The 21373-nt window shown below is 36.9% G+C and carries 20 protein-coding genes; 7 read left to right on the top strand and 13 right to left on the bottom strand.

Annotation, left to right across the window (positions count from 1 at the left end; translation table 11 throughout):
* Positions 1-56: 56 nt before the first annotated feature.
* From NKR74_RS02875 to NKR74_RS02860, 4 genes are all read right to left on the bottom strand, one after another.
* Positions 57-248, bottom strand: coding sequence for a tautomerase family protein (locus tag NKR74_RS02875; protein ID WP_098308999.1), 192 nt, complete (start codon positions 246-248; stop codon positions 57-59).
* Between the two features lie 49 nt (positions 249-297).
* Entirely contained in the window at positions 298-852 is a 555-nt protein-coding gene (locus tag NKR74_RS02870; RefSeq protein ID WP_098308998.1) for an NADPH-dependent FMN reductase, read from the bottom strand.
* Positions 853-988: 136 nt separating this feature from the next.
* On the bottom strand, positions 989-1525 hold the full coding sequence (locus NKR74_RS02865) for an FAD synthetase (protein WP_253628565.1): 537 nt from the start codon (positions 1523-1525) through the stop codon (positions 989-991).
* 85 nt (positions 1526-1610) lie between these two features.
* Complete coding sequence (locus NKR74_RS02860; RefSeq protein ID WP_098308996.1) at positions 1611-3089, bottom strand: 4-hydroxyphenylacetate 3-hydroxylase family protein; 1479 nt, start codon at positions 3087-3089, stop codon at positions 1611-1613.
* Between the two features lie 609 nt (positions 3090-3698).
* Between NKR74_RS02860 and NKR74_RS02855 the strand changes: the two genes are divergently transcribed.
* A complete protein-coding gene (locus tag NKR74_RS02855; protein WP_253628564.1) occupies positions 3699-4328 on the top strand; it encodes a Crp/Fnr family transcriptional regulator in 630 nt (209 codons plus the stop codon).
* Positions 4329-4516: 188 nt separating this feature from the next.
* Positions 4517-5182 carry a Crp/Fnr family transcriptional regulator gene (locus NKR74_RS02850; protein WP_098309101.1) on the top strand — a complete coding sequence of 222 codons (666 nt, stop codon included), beginning with the start codon at positions 4517-4519 and terminating at the stop codon, positions 5180-5182.
* 158 nt (positions 5183-5340) lie between these two features.
* On the opposite strand, the gene NKR74_RS02845 is transcribed toward NKR74_RS02850, so the two are convergent.
* The 8 genes from NKR74_RS02845 to fdhF all read right to left on the bottom strand — a co-directional run bounded on the left by NKR74_RS02845 (position 5341) and on the right by fdhF (position 14160).
* Positions 5341-5406: an FbpB family small basic protein gene (locus NKR74_RS02845; protein WP_253631069.1), complete on the bottom strand. Its 66-nt coding sequence runs from the start codon at positions 5404-5406 to the stop codon at positions 5341-5343.
* Between the two features lie 3 nt (positions 5407-5409).
* The gene (locus NKR74_RS02840) at positions 5410-6000 is read right to left on the bottom strand and encodes a nucleotidyltransferase family protein (RefSeq protein ID WP_253628563.1); all 591 of its coding nucleotides are present in this window, start codon (positions 5998-6000) and stop codon (positions 5410-5412) included.
* A gap of 1 nt (position 6001) precedes the next feature.
* The gene (locus tag NKR74_RS02835; protein ID WP_253628562.1) at positions 6002-6958 is read right to left on the bottom strand and encodes an XdhC family protein; all 957 of its coding nucleotides are present in this window, start codon (positions 6956-6958) and stop codon (positions 6002-6004) included.
* Positions 6958-7425: a (2Fe-2S)-binding protein gene (locus NKR74_RS02830; protein WP_098308992.1), complete on the bottom strand. Its 468-nt coding sequence runs from the start codon at positions 7423-7425 to the stop codon at positions 6958-6960. The genes NKR74_RS02835 and NKR74_RS02830 overlap by 1 nt, the downstream gene beginning before the upstream one ends.
* The gene (locus tag NKR74_RS02825) at positions 7422-8264 is read right to left on the bottom strand and encodes an FAD binding domain-containing protein (RefSeq protein WP_253628561.1); all 843 of its coding nucleotides are present in this window, start codon (positions 8262-8264) and stop codon (positions 7422-7424) included. The genes NKR74_RS02830 and NKR74_RS02825 overlap by 4 nt, the downstream gene beginning before the upstream one ends.
* Positions 8251-10602 carry a xanthine dehydrogenase family protein molybdopterin-binding subunit gene (locus NKR74_RS02820; protein ID WP_253628560.1) on the bottom strand — a complete coding sequence of 784 codons (2352 nt, stop codon included), beginning with the start codon at positions 10600-10602 and terminating at the stop codon, positions 8251-8253. Before NKR74_RS02820 ends, NKR74_RS02825 begins: the two co-directional genes overlap by 14 nt.
* A 118-nt stretch (positions 10603-10720) precedes the next feature.
* The gene (locus NKR74_RS02815) at positions 10721-11206 is read right to left on the bottom strand and encodes a helical membrane plugin domain-containing protein (protein ID WP_253628559.1); all 486 of its coding nucleotides are present in this window, start codon (positions 11204-11206) and stop codon (positions 10721-10723) included.
* An 11-nt stretch (positions 11207-11217) separates the two neighbouring features.
* A complete protein-coding gene (fdhF, locus tag NKR74_RS02810) occupies positions 11218-14160 on the bottom strand; it encodes a formate dehydrogenase subunit alpha (protein WP_253628558.1) in 2943 nt (980 codons plus the stop codon).
* A gap of 288 nt (positions 14161-14448) precedes the next feature.
* Between fdhF and fdhD the strand changes: the two genes are divergently transcribed.
* The 5 genes from fdhD to NKR74_RS02785 all read left to right on the top strand — a co-directional run bounded on the left by fdhD (position 14449) and on the right by NKR74_RS02785 (position 19803).
* A complete protein-coding gene (gene fdhD / locus NKR74_RS02805; RefSeq protein WP_098308987.1) occupies positions 14449-15249 on the top strand; it encodes a formate dehydrogenase accessory sulfurtransferase FdhD in 801 nt (266 codons plus the stop codon).
* A gap of 262 nt (positions 15250-15511) precedes the next feature.
* Positions 15512-16018, top strand: a complete 507-nt coding sequence (locus NKR74_RS02800; RefSeq protein WP_098308986.1) for a GNAT family N-acetyltransferase — start codon at positions 15512-15514, stop codon at positions 16016-16018.
* Positions 16019-16724: 706 nt separating this feature from the next.
* Positions 16725-17396 carry a response regulator transcription factor gene (locus tag NKR74_RS02795; RefSeq protein ID WP_230575111.1) on the top strand — a complete coding sequence of 224 codons (672 nt, stop codon included), beginning with the start codon at positions 16725-16727 and terminating at the stop codon, positions 17394-17396.
* Positions 17397-17780: 384 nt separating this feature from the next.
* Positions 17781-19157, top strand: a complete 1377-nt coding sequence (locus NKR74_RS02790) for a HAMP domain-containing sensor histidine kinase (protein WP_253628557.1) — start codon at positions 17781-17783, stop codon at positions 19155-19157.
* Positions 19158-19287: 130 nt separating this feature from the next.
* A complete protein-coding gene (locus NKR74_RS02785) occupies positions 19288-19803 on the top strand; it encodes a GNAT family N-acetyltransferase (RefSeq protein ID WP_098308983.1) in 516 nt (171 codons plus the stop codon).
* Positions 19804-19885: 82 nt separating this feature from the next.
* Here the strand turns inward: NKR74_RS02785 and pdxR are convergent, their stop codons facing one another.
* Positions 19886-21283 (bottom strand): MocR-like pyridoxine biosynthesis transcription factor PdxR, encoded by a 1398-nt coding sequence (gene pdxR, locus NKR74_RS02780; protein WP_253628556.1) that lies wholly within the window; start codon positions 21281-21283, stop codon positions 19886-19888.
* Positions 21284-21373 lie beyond the last annotated feature (90 nt).

Raw genomic sequence — 21373 nt, 5'->3', positions numbered from 1 at the left:
CTGTATTTCTTGACACTTTATTTTGAAGCGAAAACAAAGATGAATGTTTTCTATTTTCAGCCTCTTCTTTTTTCCACCGTTGTTCCACCAATTGCCCAGTGTGTCGATGGAATATCGTAAATTAATACCCTAACCCTTTCAGGAGAAACCGCTAACGTTTCGGATACCGTTTGTGTTACATTCTCAATCAAACGTTCTTTTACTTCTTGATCTCGACCCTCGATAATTTTCAGTTCAACAATAGGCATTGGAATCCCCCGTTTACAAAATTAAAAACCAAATTACCATTCAGACGCATTACAACGGAGCTAATGCATTATTCTTTAATCCTTTTTGCATCAATACTACTTCTTTAGCCAAATCCGCAATTCTGCTTAATACTTCCTCATCCACTATTTCATTCTGCTTATTAAAATGATCGGTATGAGCGTAAACAGAGCCCGGTGCCACATAGGCACGGAAGTAACCAGCGATTGGTTTTAATTGATTTTCAATCACCAGGTAATGTTGATAAGTCCCCCCTGTAGCAATAAATCCCATCACTTTATGGCGAAGAGCTTGTGGATGGATCAAGTCAAATAGGTTTTTTAGAGCTCCTGTGAGAGATCCCTGAAAAATCGGAGTACCAATAATATAAAAATCAGCCGAAGAAACCATATCTATAACCTTTTTCGTATCCTCATTGTAAGTGGATGGATCTCGGCCATCACAAAACTGGACATTATAATCCTTCAAATCTAACAATTCCACTTCAATTTCAGGATGCAGACGCTTCGCTTCCTCTAATACTTTTTCCACGACAATACGCGGTTTCGCACCAATAATCGTTCCGGATATACCCAATAATTTCATCCTAATCTATCCTCCTAAAAACTCTTCATTACCCTACTCTATCGAATAAAACTCTTAATATATCGATTTATCCAGGTTAACCTCCAAATTTCCCCTTCATCATAACGACGATGGACAATATTAATTCTTTCAAACCCTAGCTTCCAAGCGGCCATCCTAATAAAGAATAAGATTGTTTGATGTCTCCTTTGGAAATCAATTGACGTATTCTAGTAGACGAAATCAGGATTCCATCTGAACAACAAACAGGTTGAGCAATTTGAACACAAAAATGCTGTGCCAGAAGATTTATATCCCCTCCCCTGTTTTTTCCAAAGCGGAAATCTTCTCCCACCATGATTTCTAAAGGATTCAGATTCATTAAATTTTTAATAAAATCAAGAGGGTGGCGACTAGCATATAATTCATCGAACCTTGCAATGATTACATGATCTATTCCCAACTGTTCCAATCGAACCAATTTTTTTGGAACTGGTGTCAAAATACGTGCACCTTGGAAACAATGTCGAGGAGGCGGATCAAAAGTATATACCACACTTGGTACCCCTAGAATCCTAGCTTTTTTCACCGCTTCTCTAATCACAGCTTGGTGTCCTTGATGAACTCCATCAAAAGCGCCAATTGCTATCACCGATCCCGGTAACCTTAAAATTTCATTTACATGCGTTTCCATATCCCCCGCCTCCTCTTGGGATTAAAAGCTGTTTCAAGTTGAATCGTGAACACAAATTTCATGTATTTACAGATAAACTCTATATCTATTTATTTGTTACTATTTCTTTCAACTTACTTACTTGTAATGCGTCATCAACCATATCAAATGTACGCTGACGTTTAATTGAATTGTAAAATATAGCTTTTTTCCGGATTGGGTCACCTGTATAATAACGTTCATATTGAAGTAATCGTTGACCGAAAGCTTCGCCGCACAAATCCCAAGCTAATTTGAATACGCTTACACGTTCTGTTGCAGATACGCCCGCTCTTCCAACATAATAACGATCCATATCTTCTCTCAATTCCGGACTTTCAAAATCAGCACCAGTTGGAGACAACAATAATCCGCCAGCTCCTATAGTTTGCATCAGTTCAATGGCACGCGGATACATCTTTGGCAATAAACCACGAATCGTTTCAAGAGGCTCCCAATTTGGCATAGCCTCACCCTTAGGATTAGTCTCATACTCATACTCTGCAACACGCAATAATGCCCTTATGGATTCCACAGCTTGGAGTAACTCCCCAAGGCTTTCTTGAACATGTAAAAATCCATCTACTCCAATTGAATCAGCTAACCTGCATGTTACTTCTGTAGCAAATTGAAGTTTTAAGAGCCCTCTCACTGCAGACTGATGCGCTGGCTGCTGTGCGATTCCTGTTTTTGGATAAAGAAGGTTTGCGGCTTCCACATTGTTATAAATAAATACTCGATCCCAAGGAACTAAAACATCCTTAAAGACTAACAGCGCATCCATTTCTTCAAAGCGTGATGCTAATGGATGATCGAACAACGGACGGGTTCCATCCTGCATCGGTTCACGGCAAATGATTCGAAGACCTGGCGTATCAATTGGCAGCGCAAATGATAGCGCATAACGTTCATCACCAGGTTTGTATCCTGGGAAGGTATAGATAATAACTTCGTCTGTGACAGGAGCAAGTGTAGCTAAAAATTTAGCACCTCTCACGACAAGTCCTTCAGACGTCTCTTCAACGACTCCTAAATGAGTGAACATATCCTGTTGCTCATGAGAAGATTTGCTTCGGTCATTTTGAGGATTGATAATGGCATGTGTTAAAAACAAATCATTATCGCGAACATGGCGATAATATTTGCGTATATTTTCAGCCCATTGCTTATTGTATCCTTCAAAAAAGTCAGAATTACTATACATTGAGGTAATTACTATGTTTAAAAAGTCCGGAGATCTTCCCATTAAACCAAAAGTAGCCTTTGCATAAGCTTCAAATGCCGCCCTGCGTTTCGTTAAATCTTCATAGTTTTTTGGAACCAAAAACGCATTGTTCACTCTTTCTCCAGTTTCTTCACAGATGTGGGTAATCTTATCTTGATATTCCGGATTATGTTGCATATCATATAGCTTTGCGATTTCTAGCACCGTCTGTTTTAATACTGGCTCATCAAACACGTTTTCAACTTTTTTTCCTGCGAGCCATACCTCTGGTTTTCGAGACTTTACAGCATTAATATATTGATCACCTGTACGGATTCCCATAACAATCCTCCTAGTTTTATAATTTTATAGTTTTTTATCTTTTCATCTCTTTGATTTCAAATAATATTCTCTTTAAACAAGATTAACTTAAATCATCGCTCGATAATTCCACTGAAGACTCAGTAAATTATCGATAAGCTGCTTTTAATGTCCTTTCATTTGCCACTTCCTTCAAAATTTTTTACAGATCTCAATTGATATTGCTTACCTAAGGCATATTATAGTGATGAATCATTTGGACAACTGTAATCTAGTTAACATTTTATTGATTTTTCAGATAATAATCTGTGTTATATTGATTTTAAATACATTTAAATTTAAACTAGTGTAAAGTATTTAACATTTTTAATTTTTTTCGGCGCAGGTATGATAGAAATGATTTAAAGAGTCTTATCCTATAAAAGGTAATCAAATCCCTTAAAAAGAAAGCGCTACCAATTATATGTGCAGTAGATTCCCCATCAAAGAATATTCATTGAAAACCAATTTAATATAGCTAAATATTATGGTACCAATTACTTTTATTTCCTTATAAAGCGGGGGCAGTTCTGATAGATCCAGAATAAATATTCTTAATTTTCAAAAATAAATATTCTAGGAGTGAATACTATGATTATGTTCTTTAATAATCACATTATTTGGAATGAGTATTTAAAATTTGGAACTAGGCAATTTTTCAAGGAAAAAACAGTGGTATATGAACAGGGTACAATCGGAGATGGCTTTTACTATGTTCATAAGGGCTTAGTTAAAGTGATTACCTCTACAACAAAGGAAAGTGACCGTATGTTAAATATCGTAGTCCCTGGCCAATTATTAGGTGTCCAAACAATGGATCGACAGGTTCACTTTACAACGGCTATAACAGCAAAAGACTCCATACTCTATTATTTTTCTTATGAAAGGTTCCAGGAACTCATAAACTTACATCCAACGTTATTAAACCTTTTTGCAAAAACGGTAATCCAAAAAATGCGCATTCTTACTGAGCAAATTCATTTAAACACGCATTCTGCAGAGAAACAAATTGCCTCAATCCTTCTAAATATTTGTTATGAATTTAAAAATTACGAAGTTCTTCTAACACAACAAGATCTCGTGAAGTGTACAGGCTTAACACGAATAACTGTATACAAAATATTAAAACAATGGCAGAAAGAAAATATAATAGACATTCAAAAGCGAAAATTTATAATTACAAATCCAGATTTGTTAAGAAACTATGTTATCAATTCATAGACACTTGTGCTTAACGCATATAGTACAAACTTTTTCCTCTAACATTCATTTAGTGTATATTCCTTAATTATCCACTTCGGTAGAGATAACAAGAGGGGAATTATTTGAAATATAAAATTTCTGTTGTATTACCTAAAGTAAGCATAGCCTTAAGAAAAAACACATTATTTATCAGAAAAGGGGTTCGAATGTTAAATCTTCGCTACGCATGGAGTCCATTTTTAAAATATGGAAAATTTATGGAGATGAAAGAAAATACAGTTATTTACCACCAAGGAAGCGGCGGAAAAGGATTTTATTACTTAAGCAGAGGAGAAATAAAAATTACAATTCTATCCGATAAAGGAGAAGAGCGTACCGTTAACTATGTTCCAGAAGGTATGCTGTTTGGGGAGAATGGAATTAATAAAGAATCCTATTTAACTACTGCAATCACAACATCCCCTTCAGTTTTGTATCATTTCTCTGATGAAGCATTAACAAAAATATGTAAAAAACACCCCAATGCAACAACCATATTTACAAATTCCTTAATTTATAAATTCAGATTATTGGCAGAAATTATTGCTTTTCTTGATAGCCCTGTTGAGCAACAAATGGCACACTATTTACTAAAGCTTGTTAACGAAAATGGTAAGTTTACCATTAATCAAACATCATTTGCCCGTTACATTGGCACATCTCGTATTACCGTAAATAAAATTATCCAAAAATGGAATAAGGATGGAATAATTAAACTTTCTGATCGAACAATCCATATTATTGATACAAATAAAATGAAAGAAATTCAAGGCTCTGGTATGAGAAATTTGCCAAACTTGGATATGCTAATATTATCATCCTCTCAAGAATGAATGTAGTGGGGAACATCTAAGAAATATATGTGGAAGAAAAATAAGTGCCAAGAAGAATGACTTCCAATAATTAGATTTTATGCCAACTAGTGCATGAATAAAAAACTAGCCATTACTAGGCTAGTTTTTTTGTTATATAACGTTGTTCGATTCGTTGCTCAATTTTTTTCTAAGGCTTTTTTATCATTGAGTATTTTTTGCTTATTTTCTTGTACCAAATACATTCATCACTTTATTATTTTCGTATAATCACTCCAACTATTCACATCATAAAAAAAGGCCGCTTCTTCATATGATATCGTTATGCCCTTTACAAATGACTCTTGAAAAATAGTACGAGCTCCTTGGTCACCTTTTAACGTTTGCAAGAAAGGCAATGTTTTCTTTGCAAACAAAACAGGCGGTCTTGCAATTCCACGATACTTTGCTGCTACATAATAGGCCGTTTCATTTTGTTTATAACAATCTATTAATTCATTAATTAGCTCTGTTTTAATAAAGGGTTGATCAGCAAGTAAGACAACAATTCCATCCGCTTTCATATGCATTGCTTTCTTAACACCGCAGCGAAGTGAATATGATTGTCCTTGACTAGAGTGGGAACAAGAAAGAATGTGCACGTTCTCATATCGTAATGATTGTGAAACCCAATTCGCATCATTTGTGACAATAATAATATCGGAGAGATTTGAGGATAAAGCAGTTTTGAGGGCTGCATTACCTAGTGGTTCATTATGTAAAGGAAGAGAAAGTTTATGTATTCCCGGTCCCATTCGTCTACTATTTCCAGCCGCCAAGTATACACCAATGATCTTCATCTCACTTCCCCCGCAACTGCCCGATGATTTCAGCCATGATACTAATGGAAATTTCACTTGGACCTTGTGCACCAATTGAAATTCCAACAGGAAAATGGAGTTGATGAGGGATTGGTTTACCTTCTAATAAGCGCTCTGTACGATGACGTGGTCCTAAAACACCTATATAACGAACATTTTTTTCTAATAAGAGAGATAGTAATTGTCGATCTTTTTCAAAGTGATGCGTCATAATTACAAGAAAATCACTTGGATGTAATGAAAGTTTTTGTATCATTTCTACTGGAAAGCCAACCACACATGCATCAGCATTTGGAAAGTGATTGGTATTACATAAGGCCTCCCGCCAATCGCAAACTGTTACAAAGAAGCTCGTTTCCTTCGCAAAACGAACGAGTGGCTTTGCATCTTCTCCTGCGCCAAAAATAAAAAGGCGGGGCTTTGGTATAAAATGTTGACTATAATGTGTATCTTGTAAACCATTTTTCAAGTAAGTCGTCGATGGAATAGGTCCTTCCCAATTACCACGCGTATTACCATTATTATATATAAGTAAAGTTTGCTCTAAGGAAAGGTTTTTCACCATCCAAGCGGAGGAACCATTTGCAAGGCGAATATATAAATCTTGTAAAATCGCTTTATAGTTATCATCTATATGTTCTACTAATACATGAATGATACCATTACATCCTACTCCCCAAGACAAATCATCTTCTGCTTTCGTATTAAATGTATGAATAGTCCAAGTGTTATGCTCCATAACATCTGCAGCATAGTAGGAAAGTTCTTCTTCTATGCAACCTGCACTTAGCATTCCTACTTTTGTACCATCTTCTCGGAAAAGCATCATCGTTCCTTCTTTTCTATATGCCGATCCTTCAACATGAATAATCGTCGCTAATGCACAGCGTTTCTCACAACATAATAACGCTTCTAATACATCATATGTGGAAGCCATTATGAATCCCCTCGCTGCTTTTGTAAGACAGACTTTACAGCTTCTTCAATTTCTTGATAACTCGTGCATCGGCAAATATTAGAACTTAACCATTCTTCAATGGTTCGATCATCTGCATCAGGCCTTTGTGTAACAAGTCCATGGCAATTCATAATAAATCCTGGTGTACAGTACCCGCATTGGAAAGCCCATTTCTCTTCAAAGGCTTGTTGGATAGGTGCTCCTTGTAATCCTTCAATCGTTGTAATTTGCTTTCCAACAGCTTCAACGGCTAACATAATACAAGACTTAATGGGTGTCCCATCAACAAGAACTGTGCAAGCTCCACAATCACCATTTTCACAGCCAGGCTTCGCTCCTGTTAAATCAAGTTCATGACGTAATACATATAGTAACGTATCAGCCATTCTGGCAACTGCTTCTCGCCTTTCTCCATTTACATGCAAAATAAGCTGGACATTCCTCATGATTCTTCCACTCCTTCAAGCTTAATCAGCATATCATGAAGTACATACTGAAATACAAATGTACGATAAGCACGTGAGCCTCTTATATCATCTAACACAGGAGCAGGAATATAAGTTAAAGCGCGTTCAATCCTTTTCTCTAATGAAATATGCTTATTATTTAAAGCAGCTTCCATAATAAGTGAACGAAACGGAAAAGCACATAAGCCGCTGCATGCCATCCGAATTTCGTCTCCATATTTTATCGCTGCAACCGTCACAAGTGGATAATCAATTTTTTCTAGTTGACGTTTTTTCACACTATAATACGGCGCTGTCACATACCGCCGATCTGTAATGATTTGTACAAGAAACTCGCCCTTTTGTAATTGTAATTTTTCCACAAAGGCTTGGTGAGCAGGTACATATTTCATACCCTCTGTTCCTGCAATGACAAATGTACTATCAGCTAGTAAAAAAGGCAGAACCGCCTCCTTATATCTAATCCTTCCCGCGACATTTCCACCAATCGTAATTTTATTTCTTGCTGTGCGATCTGCAGCTCGGCCAGCAGTTTCACCAAGGAGCGGAAAAACCTGCGCTTCTTGAACATTCGTTATCGTCAATGTTGCACCAAGGAAAAGTTTGTCATCCTTCCATTCACAAACATTACATTCCGGAATATCTTTTATATCAATAACAGCTTTTGTTCGAATCCGCTGCGAACGCCCCAGCGTAATAATTTCTGTGCCGCCTCCATAGTAGAGCGGCTTCTTTCCCTCTTTATCTAGCTGCTGAAATAACCGAATAGCTTCTTGAATAGAATCCGGACGATAATACTCAAAATCAAATGGTATCATACAATCCCTTCTCCTTTTTTTGCTTTTCTTTCCAAATTAATTCCGGAATAAGCGGTAAATTTCGCAGTGAAATATCGGCCGCAATTGATAGACTATTCGCTAAAGCTGCCGGCATGCCAATAATTCCATGTTCCCCAAGTCCTCTAGAACCAAATGCAGCTTGCTCATGCGGTACCTCTACAAAATCCACTATATACTTCGGCTGTTGTCCGTAATGGATTACTTTATAAGAACGAAACTGATGATTCAAGTTCCTTTCTTTTGCATCATAGTGAAAGGTTTCTCGCGTTGCAAAACTTAGCCCCATACTCATGGCTCCCATAATTTGCGTCTCTGCTCCCTTTCTATTTAAAACTGTTCCCGCATCTGCAACTGTTACAGCATTCAATAGTCGATATGTATAGTCTTTAGGATTAAACTCCACTTCTACTGCTTGCGCTCCTACTCCCCATTCAGGTCCTTGTCTGCCTTTCCCTGTCTCATAATCAATGTCTGTAAGTCCCTCAAGTACGTAACTCCCTTTCCCTACTACTTCTGTTCCTTTTACATTTCCATTCGAATCTACATACCCAAACACAATTTTAGAAAAAGGTACATATATATTTGGATTCGTTTTAACATATACTTGTTTTCCTGCAATCTCTAATTCTTCCACTGGGTATCCAAGTAAATTTGAAGCCGTTTGTCGCAACTGTCTCATTGCATCTTCTGCAGCCATTACAACCGCATTTCCGACAAGGAGTGTCGTTCGACTTGCTGCTGTTTTCCAATGTTTTGGAGAAACTTGTGTATTGACTTCCATCATAATATGCACATCATCAACATTCATGTTCATTTTCTCTGCAACCATTTGTGTGAGCACCGTTTTTGTTTCTTGCCCAATTTCAACAGCACCGCAATTGATATTTACACTACCATCACCGTTAAAGGTTAACACAGCACCTGCTCCGGCATCACTTGGTGTAGTCGAATTTTTCCAGAAGCAGCTAATCCCTTTTGTACGTACCATGCCATTAGATAGAACAACTTTATTTCCCTCTTCCCAATTTATAAGCGATTTTAATTTTTGTAAACACGCTGTTACATCTCCCGTATTACTTGATGTGACAGGTATTTGTGTCGGTGTTGTATCTCCTGGTCTAATCGCATTTTTCAGGCGAAACTTAAGCGGACACATCCCTAACTTCTGAGCAAGTATATCAATCGTTCGTTCCATTACAAACGTATACTCCGAATGTCCAAAACCTCTAAACGACGTTGCATATGTATGATTTGTATACATAGCAAGAGAATCACACCAAACATTCTCGATAGCATATGGGCCTGTGCAGTCCAGTCCAGCTGCCTGGCTCATTTTTACTGCCCGATCAGCATAAGCACCGCCGTCAAATAAATACAAAATTTCGGCTCCTTGCAGCTTTCCATCTTTTGTGCATCCAAGCTTTACTTTTGCTTGTAAACCGATATGAACAGGAGACGTTATAAAATCTTCTTCCCTACTATTTCGAAGAGTAACTCGTCTTCCCCCTACTGCTTTTGAAGCAAGATATGCTAAATATTCAAGTTGTACCGCTGTTTTTCCGCCATATGCGCCTCCGACTAACGGTACATATACAATGACTTTCCCTTCATCAATTTGAAACGCTTTACTTAACAGCCTCTTGATTTCAAAAGGAGCCTGTGAGGTAGAATGAACAATAACGTCTCCATTAGGCTTAATTTCTACCCTAGCACACCGTGTTTCCATCGCTGCATGATCAGATTGCCGAAAAGAAAATGTTTCCTCGACAATCGCATCACTGTTAGCAAATCCTTTTTGAATATCCCCTTTACGAATTTTCGTCCGATTTGCAATATTTGTATTTGGTTTTGGGTATACTCTATCTTCTAATTTGTATTGTTCCACATGTTCATGGACTAATATGTTTGATTCGTTATAGGCTTGCAAGGGCGAACGAATAGCTGGAAGCTCTTCATATATCACACGGATTCGTGTCGTTGCCTCTCTTGCAATCGCTTCATTATCCGCTACAACAAGCGCAACAGGTTCACCAAAATACCGCACTTTCTCAAAGGCCAACGGAGGACAATCAACGATACTTGAACCAACAAGAATAGGATAATCTGCTCCTGTCATCACAGCATGTACGCCCTGTACTTTCTTCGCTTCACGAATATCTATACTCTTAATGTAAGCATGTGCATATGTACTAGTAAGAAGTTTCGCATATAGCGTACCAACCTCTATTTCATCATTAATATACTTCGCTCTTCCCGTTACCTTATCAGCACTCTCTTTTCGCTTAACACTTTTCCCAATGATACGATACCGTTCCATTCCGAGCCTCCTTTGTTGTACTCTTCTACCATCCTATTTATACTGACAACAATTTAGTACAGATCTCTTTATACAAAAAATAAGCTACTAGTATTTAGCTAGCAGCCTATTTTTCACATCATTTCTTCTTTTCTAGTCCTTGACCAAATGCTTTCAAAAAGTTAAATCCAAATGTAATTGCTCGATTTATATCTGGATCTCGTAATACTTTAAAGAAATCCATCACACTTGTTTTCTGGCCTTTTTTTAATTCATCTGTTGCATATTGTAAACCTGTAACTAAACTAGATGTTACTTGCTTGGTCACTTCTGGGTCTACTGAAGATAACGCTTCTCCTGCACCCATTATATTATTTAATGCATTTTTCACTGGTTCACGGTTTAGTTGTTCAATTGCAATTTTCGAAACATCTTCTTTCGCTTCCAGCAAGCTCACTGCAGCATCTAACAATCCCGCTTTTTGAAGCTGCGCTAACAATTGAATTGTTTCTTCAATTGCCTCTTGATTCTCTTCTACTTGTTGTAATAACTCTTTAGATAGTTGTTGCTTTGTTTGTTCCTCTGTTAAAACCGTTTTTTGAATCATCGTAATTTCTTTTGCCACAGTGCTCCCCCCTAGTTTTCATCCACAAGTGATACATATTGTTTTCGTTGCCATTTCTTCTCTATTTCTACACCATTTTGTGGATGACGTTTTTTATTTCGCGGGTTGGAAGCTGGAAGCGGACGATTTCCTGTTTCACGCAGCACACGCATTTTCACACGCGTTTGTTTATACGCCGGTGTACATGTATAAAGATCTGTCGCCGTTCCTGTTAAAATATTAATTGCTTCTTCATTTACTGTTGCATGCATCGGTAAATATAATTCGTTTCCAGTTACACGATCTGTGATAAGTGCTGGAACTTTTATTTTTCCAAACGGTGATGCAAGTTCTACGAGACTACCATCTTTCACATTTCGCTCCATCGCTAGCTCTGGAGAAATCTCAACAAATACCTCTGACATTTTCGATAAAATACCTGCCGATTTTTTTGTCATATTCCCCTCATGGAAATGTTCGAGCATTCGGCCATTATTTAATAATAAATCATATTCTTCCGGCGCCTCGACTGGCGGTATCCATTCATTAAGTGATAGACGTGCCTTTTTATCAGGAAAATTAAATCCATCTACATATAATAATGGTGTATCACTTCCATCATGGCTACCCCAGCACAAGCTATTCCATCCTTCTAAACGGTCATATGTTGCCTGTGAATATAACGGAGCAAGCGATGCAATTTCATCCATAATTTCGCTTGGATGTTCATAATTCCAATTTGCCCCTAGCGTACGAGCTACCTTTTGAAGAATCCACCAATCTGGTTTCGAATCACCAAGCGGCGGCATTACTTCGTATAAACGTTGAATGCGGCGTTCTGTATTCGTAAATGTTCCTTCTTTTTCTAAACTTGGTGCTGCCGGTAAAATAACATCTGCAAAACGAGCTGTTTTTGTTAAGAACATATCTTGTACAATAAGAAAATCAAGATTCTCTAAAATGTGCTGCACATGATTCGCGTTAGAATCAACTAATGCCATTTCTTCTCCCATGACATACATACCACGTAATTCCCCTGCTTCTGCAGCAATCAGCATCGCAATATTATTTAACCCTGGCTCTTTCGGAATAGAAACGCCGTATGCTCTTTCAAATTTCGCGCGCAGTGCATCATCGGATATCGCTTGATAACCAGGCAACCAGTTTGGTAATGTTGCCATATCACAAGCACCTTGTACGTTATTATGTCCACGCAGTGGGTATGCTCCTGCACCAGGACGACGGTAGTTACCTGTTACAAGCAGCAAGTTTGAGATAGCAGCAGATGTTGTACTTCCACCTGTATTTTGGGTAACACCCATGCCCCAAAGTACACACGTTCCATCTGCATCACGAATCATTTTTGCCATTTCTTTTAATGTATCTTTAGAAATCCCCGTTATACTTTCTGTATAATCAAGCGTATACTTCTCTAACATCGTTTTATACTCATCAAAGTTCTTTACGTTTTCGGTCAAAAATGCTTTATCATGCCAATCTTGATCGATCATATATTTCGTTACACCTGCAAGCCAAACATAATCTGTACCTTGACGCGGGTGAACAAATAAATCGGCACGCTCTGCCATTTCATGTTTACGTAAATCAGCCACGATCAATTTTTGATCATGTAGTTTATGTGCACGTTTCACACGCGTTGCAAGAACTGGATGACCTTCTGTTGGGTTTGCCCCAACAATAATAACAAGTCCAGCCTCTGCGATATCTTTAATTGTCCCTGCGTCACCGCCCATGCCTACAGTTTTAAATAGACCATCTGTTGCTGGTGATTGACAGTAACGGGAACAGTTATCCACGTTATTTGTTCCATATACTTGGCGCGCAAGCTTTTGCATTAAATAGTTCTCTTCATTTGTTACTTTAGAAGAAGAAATAAAACCAAAAGCATCGCTGCCGTATTGATTTTTAATATGACTCATATTTGCTGCAACAACTTCCATCGCTTCTTCCCAGGTTGCTTCAACAAACATGTCTCCTTGACGGATAAGCGGCTTTGTAATACGCTCTTCACTATTTACAAAATCCCAGCCAAACTTTCCTTTTACACACGTTGAAATCCCGTTTACTGGTGCATCTGATACAGGCTGTACTTTTAAAATTTGACGATCTTTCGTCCATACTTCAAATGAACATCCTACACCGCAAAACGTACAAACGGTTTTCGTTTTATTTATTTTCGTTTTACGCATTGCCGCCTCAACTTCCGAAACAGCTAAAATACTGCTATAACCCGGTTCTACATCCTTAACAAAATCAATCATTGGATTTAATACATCTTGTTTTAGCCCTGTCATAAAGCCAGCTTCTCCAAGCATAGACTTTTCCATTAAGGCATTACATGGACAAACAGTTACACATTGACCACAACTTACACAAGACGAATCATTAATCGATACACCATTATCCCAAATTACACGCGGACGATCTAAATTCCAATCAATTGATAATGTTTCGTTTACTTGTAAGTTTTGACATACTTCTACACATTGCCCGCATGCAATACATTGATTTGGATCGTAACGATAAAACGGATGAGACATATCCACTTCTGAAGCGCTAACTTTTGGTTCATATGGATATTTCTGTTCTTCAATTCCCATCATATGCACTGTATTATGCACCTTACAATTTCCGTTATTATTATCACAAACAGTACAGTACAATAAATGATTTTCCAGTAACCGATCCATCGCTTCTGTTTGGGCCTCAACCGCCCGCTTTGATTTTCTTTCAATATGCATACCGTCTTCAAGGTTTGTTGAGCAAGCACGCATTAATTTCCCATTTACTTCAACAATACACGTATCACATGTCTGAATCGGATCTACTTCTGGCACGTGACAAATTTGCGGGTGTTCAAGTTCTCTTTCGTTTAATAACTGAAGTATCGTTTTCTTACCAGATGAAATATACTCTGTACCATCAACAGTTACACGAATTGTGTGTTCTGACATCTTTCCCCTCTCCTTACAACCAACCGTACAACACGTTTTAACCACATTTTGAATGCGTTTTCAAAATAATGTTGCTATACGCTCTTTTTCAAAACAGAAAACAGTTCTTAGAGTTAGATTCTTGATGTATAAAATAAGCTTACAATTGATGTATATTACTACTATTCTATTATATCGTAGAACACAAATAATCACCAAGGAATGTAATAAAAATGCAAAACGAATGCTTTTCTTTTTCTATTGTTTTATGATAAAAATGGGAGAATAATCGATAAAGGGGAATTTTATATGGAGTCTGTTCAAGATACATATCCAATGATTCAGTACCGAAATGGTACATTTCATCAAAAAGATGACGAAATTGTAACAGAATATCCACTTACAATTAAACTAAATGGTGAAGAATATGTAACGATTGTCTGTACACCTGATCATATTGAAGATATGGTTGTTGGCTTCTTAATATCAGAAGGTATTATTCCTTCCTATAAACATATTGAACAATTATGGATCCAAAAAGAAAAAGGATTTGCTCATGTAACAACATCGCAGACAAATCCACTATATCAAACTTGCTATAACAAACGGTATGTTACATCTTGCTGCGGAAAAAGCAGACAAGGCTTTGTATTTGTCAATGATGCTGCAAAAGCAAAAACGATGCACGATATTCATATTACCCTCAAGCCCGAAGATTGCTTTCGTTTAATGAAAGATCTACAGCAATCCTCTACTACTTTTAAAGAAACAGGCGGTGTACATAACACTGCATTATGTGATGCAACACAGATTATTATTTCACGAATGGATATTGGACGCCATAACGCTTTAGATAAAATTTACGGTTATTGCTTACGTAATAACATTTCAATACATGGAAAAGTAATTGCCTTTAGCGGCCGCATATCATCTGAAATTTTACTCAAGGTGGCAAAAATCGGCTGTGAAATTGTCCTATCAAAATCAGCCCCAACAAAATTAGCTCTAGAACTTGCCCATGATTTAGGTATTACTGTCGTTGGCTTTATTCGTGGTGATTCTTGCAATATTTACACACATCCAGAACGAATTGAAGGATTTATAAAGTGAAACTTCCTTTTGGAGCGCTCTTCTCCAAAAGGTTAGTTGAACCAATCGGGTTCTTACAGACGGTTTGTCATTACTTCGTAGCTAAGCATCTTACCGACTGTTAGAGCGGGGTAAAGTGAAACTTCCAATAAAAAGCTAAAAAGGCCTCTCACATGAGAAACCTTTTTAGTTATAAAAATGTAACATATATAACTGTTGAATAGTTAATAAAGTTAATATATAATTTCATTACATAAAACCATTACATTAGGAGGTTGCTTGTATGAACATTCGTGTCTTAACAAAAGAAGATGCAAGTATATATTTACAGCTTGGCGTAGAAGGGTTAACTCAGAATCCAGAAGCATTTAGTTCCTCTTATGAAGATGTTATGAAACAAGAAAATCCTGTTGCTGCGATGGCAAAACGATTAGATAATCCTGAAAAATTTACAATAGGCGCTTTTAAAGACGATGAATTAATTGGCATTGCCACACTTGAAATTAAACCTTTTATTAAACAAGAGCATAAAGCAAAAATTGGCTCTGTGTATGTTTCTCCGAAGGCACGTGGTCTTGGTGCTGGAAGAGCATTAATTGAAACAATCATTGAAAATGCACCAAGATTAGATATAGAACAAATCATGCTTGATGTTGTTGTCGGAAACGAACCGGCAAAGAAACTATACGAATCACTTGGTTTCCAAACATACGGCGTACAAGAACGTGGTTTAAAATATAACGGACAATATTGGGATGAAGAGCATATGGTTTTATTTTTAAATGCTTAGTCTTCTTTTACACATAAAAGACCGCTAAAAAAAGCCCCGCACACATTGTGCGAGGCTTCTTATTTTTATCCCGCTCTAACAGGCGGGTGTTTAATACGAAATCATCTATAAGAGCCCAATTGGCTCAGTTCATTATCAGTAAGGAAACCCTTCATTGATAAAAATTTTACTTTATAATAATCAAAAAAACTTCCTAGCATAAACAACGATAGTCATCATCATTAATGCAATGCACACTATAGTTGCATTGTGTTCCTACTTTTCAAGGAATTGTTCTTTTTATTCACTATTTAAATCCTTTTTATTAACAAAAAAAAGGTGAGATAGAAATTTTCCTTATCCGATGCGAGGTGAATACGAAAAATGTTCTCTATCTCACTTACACAATAGAATGGAATTTGTCATTTTGAAAAACAAAATGACATGACGTTATGTCGCAACATAGGGTATTTTTGTGCTGCTACATTCTCATTATAAAAGAAAGATTTGCAAAAGTAGTGCATTTTTTATGGCAATTGTCCTTTTCTTCATAATATGAACAATGTTTTTTGTAAAAGTTCATGTAAAATATATAAGGGAAACTTCTAGCAGTGAGGATTTGGCTTCGCCTATCTTCTTCACTTTTCTCTAAATCTTAAGGTAGGGTCTTACTGCCCGCGAATAGCGGGATAAACATAAATACTGGAAACTTGAGGTGTACATCATTATGGCAAAACTATTATTAGTAGATGATGAAGAACGCATGCTGCGCTTATTAGATTTATTTTTAAGTCCGCGCGGGCATTTCTGCATAAAGGCAACTTCAGGACAAGAAGCACTTGAACTCGTTCAACAAAAAGAGTTTGATCTTATCTTATTAGACGTGATGATGCCAAAAATGGACGGCTGGGAGACTTGCTTTCAAATTCGGCAAATAAGTAGCGTACCCATAATTATGCTAACAGCACGTAATCAAAATTATGACATGGTAAAAGGTCTCACCTTAGGCGCTGACGACTATATTACAAAACCGTTTGATGAGCAAGTATTAATTGCTCGTATTGAAGCTGTATTGCGTCGTACGAAGAAAGAAGGATTCATAAGCTTTAACGGAATTGACTGGGATAAAACGCGACATACGGTGACTGTCTACGATGAAAAACTCTCTCTTACGCCAATTGAATTTTCATTACTTGGACTCTTTTTACAAAATATAAACCGTGCTTATAGCCGTGATGAACTTATCGAAAAAATATGGGGATTTCAAACAGATATTGAATATCGTACCGTTGATTCTCACATTCGTAATATACGCGAAAAGCTTCGAAAAGCAGGATTCCCTATCGAAGATTACCTGGAAACCGTTTATAAAATCGGCTACAAATGGAAAGGTAACTAATCGTAAAGATAAAGTGAAACTTCCTTTTGGAGCGCTCTTCTCCAAAAGGTTAGTTGAACCAATCGGGTTCTTACAGACGGTTTGTTATTACTTCGTAGCTAAGCATCTTACCAACTGTTAGAGCGGGATAAAGTGAAACTTCCATCAGTGGGGGTTTTCTTCATCCCCCACCTAGCTTCTTCGATTTTCTCTCAATCTTGAGGTGGGGGTCTTACTGCCCGCGAATAGCGGGATAAAATGAAACTTCCACTAGTGAAGAACCTTTATTGGAACCACTCAGGCATATGCCGGCAGTTTTTCTTCTACTGAATTTCATTATTTCTTCAGAAATTTATGGCGGGAGTCTTACTGCCTGTTAGTACAGGAAAAAGGTTGTGAATCACAATGAATAAACTTTCTATAAAACTTGGTACATACTTTTTATTATTATCTCTTTGCATTGAATCGGTATTATTTGTATCCTTTCATACAACACTGGCGCAAATGCGTGTAAATGAAGAAACTACGTCCTTATTGGCAAAAGGAAATTGGTATCGTGACATTATTGAAAAACGCTATAGCGAACGAGCCGTTGAACATGTCGCGGCGATGGAATCTAACGCCCCTTCTCATACGAAACTCGTCATAACAAATGCAGAAGGTAATATTTTATCTTCTTCCGATCCCATTACAGAAGGCATGCACAAACAACTTGAACAAAAGATTGAGTATATTCCTAGAGACGGAATGATAACAGAAGATCGCTGGAAAGAATCAAAATATATTTCAACAGTCAGTCCTATTACAAAATATGGGGTAGTGGTTGGCTATGTTCATATGTTTTTAGAAACTACTTCTATAAAAGAAATGATTTTCCGCCTAACAAAACAGTTCGTTTCCGTTGGTGCTTTGACAGTAGCTCTCACAACAATTTTAGTATTTTTATTTTCAAGAGTTATTACAAATCCACTTATCAAAATGAAGCGAGCAACCGAAAAAATGATGAAGCAAAATGAACCGATTACATTAGGTATTAAGAGTAAGGATGAATTAGGAAGTTTAGCAAAAACAATTGAACAGCTTTCTAGTGAGCTAACCTATATGAAAAAGGAACGAAATGAGTTTCTCGCAAGTGTTGCACATGAATTATTAACCCCGCTCACATATGTAAAAGGATATACAAAAGTTGCAAAAAGAACGTCTTTATCTAAAGAAGAACGGGAAGAATATTTACAAATTATTGAAGAAGAAACAGAAAATATTACCGAACTCGTACAAGATTTATTTGAACTTGCACAACTTGAACAACACCAATTTGCTATAAAAAAGCAACCTGTTTCACTGCTACCATTTGTAGAGCGTATGGTTGAAAAAATAAAGCCATCTCTTCAAAAAAAGAAAATAGGCATCTCTTTATATTGCCCAGAAGATTTATATGTCTGCATAGACGAACGCCGCATGGAGCAAGTCATGCTGAATTTGTTACATAATGCACACCAACATTCTCACGAAGATTCTCAAATTACAGTACGAGTATTAAAAAAGGCGCATACTTTTCTTGTACAAGTGCAAGATGAAGGAGAGGGAATTCCAAGTGAAGACTTACCACATATTTTTGAACGCTTCTACCGGGTCGATAAATCCCGAACGCGAGCAACTGGTGGAAAAGGTATTGGCTTAGCTGTTGCAAAAGAGATCATAGAATTACATGGTGGTTCTATACATGTAACAAGTGAAGTTGGAATTGGAACTATATTTACGATAGAATTACCAATTCAATAGACATTTTTATTATTTTAGTAAATAATTTTCAACTAATAACATTAACCATAAATACTATATTTTTGAAATTATTATTACTTTAATATAAGATGTATATGTACAACTACCAAAGATTTAGAAGGTGATATGATTGGAAATTCGTGTATTGACAAAAAAGGATGCAGAAATTTATTTAGCACTTCGCGTTGAAGGATTAAAGCAAAATCCAGAAGCGTTCAGTTCCTCTTATGAAGATATCATTAACAAGGAAGACCCTGTTGAATATAAAGCAGAAATATTATCTCAAAATGAAAATTACACACTTGGTGCTTTTAAAGATGGTGAATTAATCGGTGTTGCAACTCTGGAAACGAAATCATTTTTAAAGCAAGAGCACAAAGCAAAAATCGGTGCTGTTTATGTCTCTCCAAAAGCGCGTGGCCTTGGTGCTGGTAAAGCACTTATGCAGGCAGCAATTGAAAAAGCAAAAGAATTAGAAGTAGAACAACTTATGCTTGATGTTGTCGTTGGCAATGAAGGCGCGAAAAAACTCTATGAATCATTAGGCTTTAAAACATTTGGCGTACAAGAACGTTCGTTAAAATATAACGATCAATATTGGGACGAAGAACACATGGTATTGTTTTTACATGAAGAAAACGAATAAAGAAAAGGGACTTGTTTAAAGGTCCCTTTTCTTTATAACCTATGTTAATGAAGTAAAATTGCTTGCTCCTTGTAATATCCCTTCAATCAAACCATGCTTTTGCCAGCAATTGAACCGCTTTATCAATTTCTTCCTCAGATAAAATTGCAAAACCAAGCAAAACGGTTTTATTATCAACCTTCACATCATCATAGTACATGGAAACAGGATGTACCTTTATACTATATGCTGCCGCTCGTTCAATAAGCTCTCGTTCTGCCATACCATTATTTGTGCGCAATGATATATGCAGCCCTGAATCTTGTCCAATTATTTCAACATATTTCGGAAAATATGTTGAAATTGCTGAAACCAGTGTATCTCTCTTCTTTCGATACACAACTCTCATTTTATGAATATGCTTTTCCCAATGTCCACCCTCGAGAAAACGTTTCACAATTTCTTGATCAATTCGCGATACAGTCTGCGTATAAAAGAAATAGTCTTGTTGATATACTTCAATTAGCGCTTTTGGGAGCACCATATAACTGATACGTAACGATGGAAGTAGTGCTTTCGAAAAAGTACTCATATAAATAACCTTCCCATTTGTATCTAATCCTTGGAGAGCTGGAATGGGTTTACCAGAATAACGAAATTCACTATCGTAATCATCTTCTACAATATAACGTCCTTCCTCTTTTTCTGCCCAATGTAAAAGCTGCATCCGCTTTGAAATTGGCATAATCATCCCGCATGGAAATTGATGGGATGGTGTAACAAACACAACATCTGCATCGCTTTCTTCTAAACATGAAAGCATGATTCCATCTTCATCAAGAGGAAGCTGTTCTACATGCTCTATCCCTTTTTCATACGTAACCATTCTTCGATGGTATCCTGGATTTTCTACCGCAAATGTACTTTCCTTTAACAATTGAAATAGCATTCTTATTAAATATTGGGTTCCTGCTCCAATAATAATTTGACTTGGTGAACAATGGACACCGCGCGATTCGTACATATATTTTGCAATTTCTTTTCGCAATCCAAATTCACCTTGCGGATGCCCAAGTAGTAGTACTTCTTCATTCTCAATCTGCAGCACTTCATTTGCCAATTTGCGATATAGAGCAAATGGAAATGACTGAGCATCAACACCTGTATGCGTAAAGTCAAATACGTAGTCTCGTTCATAATAAGGTATTTCTTTTACATGTTGCATCTTTTGTTTTACATGCAATACAGTTTGTTCCATTTCACATACGAAATATCCTTTACGTGGAATCGCCTCTATGTAACCTTCTGCAACAAGCTGACCATAAGCGGCCTCAATTGTATTTTGGCTAATTTGCAAATATTGAGCTAATTTTCGCTTCGATGGTAATTTTGTATAAGGCGGGACATTTCCAGATTTCATTTCCTCTTTCATGTAATTATATAGTTGTACATATAGTGGTTCTTTACTATGAATATCAAGTTTCGGTGTTAATTCTAACATACAAACTGACCCCTTTATTTTATAGAAAACTGACACTTTTTATGGTATCAGAAGTTATATATAATCATACCTATCATTTCTGTTTTAAGA

Origin of the sequence: Bacillus sp. 3103sda1, from assembly GCF_024159135.1 — a bacterium.
In the GTDB taxonomy this organism is placed as follows: Bacteria; Bacillota; Bacilli; order Bacillales; family Bacillaceae_G; genus Bacillus_A; species Bacillus_A rhizoplanae.
The sequence above is the reverse complement of the archived record's forward strand: the minus strand, read 5'-3'. Positions and strand labels throughout refer to the sequence as shown.

What these genes read in the sequence shown, in the direction of transcription:
- NKR74_RS02875 (WP_098308999.1), bottom strand. Translation starts at nt 248, where the DNA reads ATGCCTATTGTTGAACTGAAAATTATCGAGGGTCGAGATCAAGAAGTA.
- NKR74_RS02870 (WP_098308998.1), bottom strand. Translation starts at nt 852, where the DNA reads ATGAAATTATTGGGTATATCCGGAACGATTATTGGTGCGAAACCGCGT.
- NKR74_RS02865 (WP_253628565.1), bottom strand. Translation starts at nt 1,525, where the DNA reads ATGGAAACGCATGTAAATGAAATTTTAAGGTTACCGGGATCGGTGATA.
- NKR74_RS02860 (WP_098308996.1), bottom strand. Translation starts at nt 3,089, where the DNA reads ATGGGAATCCGTACAGGTGATCAATATATTAATGCTGTAAAGTCTCGA.
- NKR74_RS02855 (WP_253628564.1), top strand. Translation starts at nt 3,699, where the DNA reads ATGATTATGTTCTTTAATAATCACATTATTTGGAATGAGTATTTAAAA.
- NKR74_RS02850 (WP_098309101.1), top strand. Translation starts at nt 4,517, where the DNA reads ATGTTAAATCTTCGCTACGCATGGAGTCCATTTTTAAAATATGGAAAA.
- NKR74_RS02840 (WP_253628563.1), bottom strand. Translation starts at nt 6,000, where the DNA reads ATGAAGATCATTGGTGTATACTTGGCGGCTGGAAATAGTAGACGAATG.
- NKR74_RS02835 (WP_253628562.1), bottom strand. Translation starts at nt 6,958, where the DNA reads ATGGCTTCCACATATGATGTATTAGAAGCGTTATTATGTTGTGAGAAA.
- NKR74_RS02830 (WP_098308992.1), bottom strand. Translation starts at nt 7,425, where the DNA reads ATGAGGAATGTCCAGCTTATTTTGCATGTAAATGGAGAAAGGCGAGAA.
- NKR74_RS02825 (WP_253628561.1), bottom strand. Translation starts at nt 8,264, where the DNA reads ATGATACCATTTGATTTTGAGTATTATCGTCCGGATTCTATTCAAGAA.
- NKR74_RS02820 (WP_253628560.1), bottom strand. Translation starts at nt 10,602, where the DNA reads ATGGAACGGTATCGTATCATTGGGAAAAGTGTTAAGCGAAAAGAGAGT.
- fdhF (WP_253628558.1), bottom strand. Translation starts at nt 14,160, where the DNA reads ATGTCAGAACACACAATTCGTGTAACTGTTGATGGTACAGAGTATATT.
- fdhD (WP_098308987.1), top strand. Translation starts at nt 14,449, where the DNA reads ATGGAGTCTGTTCAAGATACATATCCAATGATTCAGTACCGAAATGGT.
- NKR74_RS02800 (WP_098308986.1), top strand. Translation starts at nt 15,512, where the DNA reads ATGAACATTCGTGTCTTAACAAAAGAAGATGCAAGTATATATTTACAG.
- NKR74_RS02795 (WP_230575111.1), top strand. Translation starts at nt 16,725, where the DNA reads ATGGCAAAACTATTATTAGTAGATGATGAAGAACGCATGCTGCGCTTA.
- NKR74_RS02790 (WP_253628557.1), top strand. Translation starts at nt 17,781, where the DNA reads ATGAATAAACTTTCTATAAAACTTGGTACATACTTTTTATTATTATCT.
- pdxR (WP_253628556.1), bottom strand. Translation starts at nt 21,283, where the DNA reads ATGTTAGAATTAACACCGAAACTTGATATTCATAGTAAAGAACCACTA.